Source organism: Ruminococcus sp. 1001136sp1_2201st1_G3_2201SCRN_220225 (assembly GCF_040924365.1).
GTDB lineage: Bacteria > Bacillota > Clostridia > Lachnospirales > Lachnospiraceae > Blautia_A > Blautia_A faecis.
The window spans coordinates 1-4,205 of record NZ_JBCOME010000115.1; the positions used below are offsets into that span (position 1 = coordinate 1).

4 protein-coding genes are annotated in these 4,205 nt (G+C 43.0%); all 4 read left to right on the top strand.

Features of this window, described 5'->3' with window-relative positions; all coding sequences use genetic code 11:
• Positions 1-880, top strand: an 880-nt coding sequence (locus AB5642_RS19870; RefSeq protein ID WP_368371924.1) for a sporulation protein YqfD, incomplete at its 5' end; no start/stop codon positions are given.
• A 76-nt stretch (positions 881-956) separates the two neighbouring features.
• Positions 957-1,976, top strand: a complete 1,020-nt coding sequence (locus AB5642_RS19875) for a PhoH family protein (protein WP_118578388.1) — start codon at positions 957-959, stop codon at positions 1,974-1,976.
• 171 nt (positions 1,977-2,147) lie between these two features.
• Positions 2,148-2,645 (top strand): rRNA maturation RNase YbeY, encoded by a 498-nt coding sequence (ybeY, locus tag AB5642_RS19880; protein ID WP_226840922.1) that lies wholly within the window; start codon positions 2,148-2,150, stop codon positions 2,643-2,645.
• Positions 2,646-2,865: 220 nt separating this feature from the next.
• A complete protein-coding gene (locus tag AB5642_RS19885; protein WP_226814800.1) occupies positions 2,866-3,879 on the top strand; it encodes a DUF3048 domain-containing protein in 1,014 nt (337 codons plus the stop codon).
• Positions 3,880-4,205 lie beyond the last annotated feature (326 nt).

Consider the following 4,205-nt stretch of genomic DNA (forward strand, 5'->3'; position numbering starts at 1 on the left):
CATCTGGAATATCCACATTGATGGAAATGTAAAAAATTCCACCCCTCAGCTTCTGGAATTTCTGGACCAGCAGGGAATTACCCATGGGATCCGTAAAAATCAGGTTAACTGTACCCGGATTGCCGACCTTCTCAGGAAAAACTACCCGGATATTACTTTTGTTTCCGCCAGGGTTCAAGGTACCCGGCTTCTTCTTACCATTCAGGAAGAAAACCTCACAGAAGGTATCCGGCAAACAAAATCTCCATGCAATCTGATTTCCAATCTGGATGGGAAAATTGTGAATATGGTTATCAGAAATGGAACTCCACTTGTTAAAACTGGAGACATTTGCAAACAGGGTGATATTCTGGTATCTGGCGAGGTGCCAATCCTGAATGACAGCCAGGAGGTTGTACGTGTGGAATATGTTCCGGCAGACGCAGACATCTATGTGCGCCATCAGATTGCCTATTATCAGGAGGTCCCCCTTTCCTATGAAAAAAAGGTTCAAAGCGGCACTTCAAAAACCAGCTGGTATTTTCGTGTTGGTGACTTCGTTTTTGGCGCAGATACAGGAAAAAAATCCAGATATATAACCTCAACGGAAGAAATCCCCTGGAAACTTACCGAGAATTTCGTCCTTCCTTTTTCCCTGGGAAAAATCACCCGAACACCTTATAAGATACAGAGCACAGTTTACACGAAAGAACAGGCTCAGAAGAAAGCAGTGCAGCAGCTGAGAATATATGAACAAAAACTTCTGAATAAAGGAATCCGGATTGCAGATTCCCGGTTGTCTGTCACATTTGACAGTACAAATTGTACTGTGCAGGGTACATTGACAGTAGATGAAAAAAGCGGAAAGAAGCAGAATATAGAATTCAGTCAGGAATCATAAGTGTTGAAAAACAATCTTTAGAGTGGTATACTTTTACCCAGAGATATTTTTGAACAGACACAAGGAGGAGCAGTTTTTGAAATCCACGAATATAGAGATTGACTCATTAGATATTTTACAGGAGCTTTTTGGAATCAATGATAAGCTGATCAAGGTGATTGAGAATCGTCTTGGCGTATCCATTACCCAGAGAAATTCCTGCATTACCGTAAGTGGGACTAATGACGGCAGGATACATTCAGCTGTGAATATTATTGAAGCCATGAAGGAAGCTCTTGAAAAACAGCAGCAGCTTTCCGTGGATATGATCCATCGTTTTCTGGATGAGACCGAGGAAGAGGATGACAGCGAGGAGGATATTGCAGACAGCACCCGCAAGGTGCTGGGGGATGCAGTGACTTTGAATTATAAGAATATTCCAATTCGAACTAAGACAATTGGACAGAAAAATTATATCACTGCTTTGAAGAACAATACGGTTACTATCTGTATCGGACCTGCCGGTACAGGTAAAACATACCTGGCAGTTGCTTATGCGGCAGAGCTGTACCGGAATGACGAGATTGAGAGAATCATTCTCAGCCGTCCGGCCATTGAAGCGGGCGAGAAGCTTGGTTTCCTTCCGGGAGATTTACAGGAGAAGGTTGATCCTTATCTGAAGCCGCTTTACGATGCACTAAATGACGTATTCGGGCCAGATCAGGCTGCGAAGTTAAGAGAACGGGGAATCATTGAGGTTGCACCTCTTGCATATATGCGAGGCCGTACTTTGAATAACAGTATGATCATCATTGATGAGAGCCAGAATGCCACACTTCCTATTTTGAAAATGGCACTTACCCGTATTGGTACTGGTTCTAAGATGATTCTTACCGGCGATGTAACACAGATCGACCTTTCCAAAGAGACGGATTCCGGACTTCAGAAGTGTGCTTCTATTTTGAAAAATGTAGACGATATTGCTACTATTTCCCTGACGAACCGTGATGTTGTCCGCTGCAAGATCGTGAAGGACATTGTTAAAGCATTTGAGAAAGAGGAAGCGAAAGCCCAGGAAAAGACCCAGAAGCGGGCAGTTCGGCGGACAAGCCGGTAATTGGGAAGCCAGGACAAGATTTTCAGTAAATGACAATCAATATCCTGTGGGAAGATTAATTTGAAACTGAAATGTGAATTTTACAGAATAATTCAAACAAAATAGTAAAATTGAACATATGGTGTCGCCTGTTTGAGAAATCAGGCAGATGTCATACAGGAGGAATAAGTTTTGGTAACAATAGAATACGAATGCGAGACCGATTTTGACCTTGGACTTGACTGTCCGGCGCTTGCGAAGATGGTTGCAGAGAAGGTGCTTGACATGGAGAAATGTCCATGGGATGCACAGGTAAATTTGGTTCTCACAGATAATGAAGAGATTAAAAGGGTAAATACAGAGTTCCGTGGCATTGAGAGAGCTACTGATGTTCTTTCTTTTCCAATGCTGCCATTTGAAACACCGGCAGATTATTCTGTGGCTGAAGATGATGAGTCCTGCTTTGATCTTGACAGTGGAGAGCTTCTTCTGGGAGATATTATGATTTCTGCAGAACGTGCTGCTGCCCAGGCAGAAGAGTATGGACACAGTGTAAAGAGGGAATTTTGCTTCCTAGTTGCACATAGTATGCTACACCTTCTGGGATACGATCACATGACTCCGGAGGAAGCCGCAGATATGGAAGCACGCCAGGCGAAGGCACTGGAGGAACTTGGAATTACCCGTTAAATTTTTTTGTGCATGACCCTATAGCTGGAGAGGCTTTTGCTGTTTGCCGTGAATAAGTTACTATGAAAGTTCCGGATGGCAGTTGCAAAGCGACTGATTTTCATATAAGGTGATGTCATCAGCAGGTGGCATTACCATTCCGGATGTATTTATAAGTGGCGGTTTCTGCAGTTTCTGTTCAGTTAGAAGGTTAAATATATATGCATAAGGAGGAGAAGACATGAAGAAAAAAATATTTAAACTTCTCACAGGAATGTTGCTTTCCTGCGCACTTGCAGGATCCACAGTAGCGGTACAGGCAGAGGAAGCCGGGACAGATACCGTGAAGAGTTATCTTACCGGAGAGGATGTATCTGTCGGCATTGGCCACAGACGTCCCATCGCAGTTATGCTTGGCAACGATACCAATGGCGCTCCACAGAGCGGAACTGAGAACGCAGGAGTCATTTATGAAGCACCGGTAGAGGGAAGCATCACCCGTCTCATGGCGATCATCGAGGACTATGACAATATTCCAAGGATCGGTTCTGTGCGAAGCTGCCGTGATTACTTCCTGTTCTATGCAAATGAGTATGATGCCATCTATTCTCATTATGGACAGGCTGTATATGCACTTCAGTATCTGGACCAGCACCTGATCGACAATCTGAACGGACTTACACTTGGAAATGCTTACTATCGCAGCACTGACCGTGTAGCACCGCACAATGCTTACACTGATTTCTCCCATCTTCAGGCAGGAATCCAGAGCCAGGGCTATAGCCAGGATTATAAAGAGGACTATAATGGTCATTTCCAGTTTGCACCGGAAGGAACTGAGACAACCCTGGATGACGGAGTTTCTGCAAATGTTGTGAAGCTTGATAATTTCGCTTATAACCATCCGTGGTTTGAGTACAATGCAGAGACTAAGGAGTACAGCCGCTTCCAGTTTAATGCACCGCATATTGACCAGAACACAGGTAATCAGCTGACATGTGAGAATATTATTTTACAGTATTCCAACTATGTTCCATATGATCCAAATGGTTATCTGAACGTAGATACCCAGTCCGGAGGTGAGGGCAAATACATCACCAGAGGCAAGGCAATCGACATCCACTGGACAAAGGATTCCCAGTGGGGAATCACTCATTATTATGATTCCAATAATCAGGAGATTCAGCTGAATCCTGGAAAAACATGGGTCGAGATCGTGCTGAATGATTCTGTAGGTTCTGTGTCTTTACAGTAAAATAAATTAAAAATGGAGAGGGACGTCATAAGATAAGGCGTTCCTCTTTTGTATTTACGTGAAAAACATGCTCTAGAGCCTGTCTGCACGAGCGCATGATGCAAATGAACGCGTTTTGACTTGATTTGCAAAAGTGATAGGACGATCAAAACACGGTAGAGCTCTTTCAGACTATGCAATATTTTACAGAAACAATAATTCTACACGTTAAAATGTGAAATTTTTCTGAAATTAAGAACTGTTTACCTGAAACCATGGACGAAATGAAAAAAATGATGTAAGATAAGAAATTGATATGTATGAAAACTACATGGAAACATAATAAC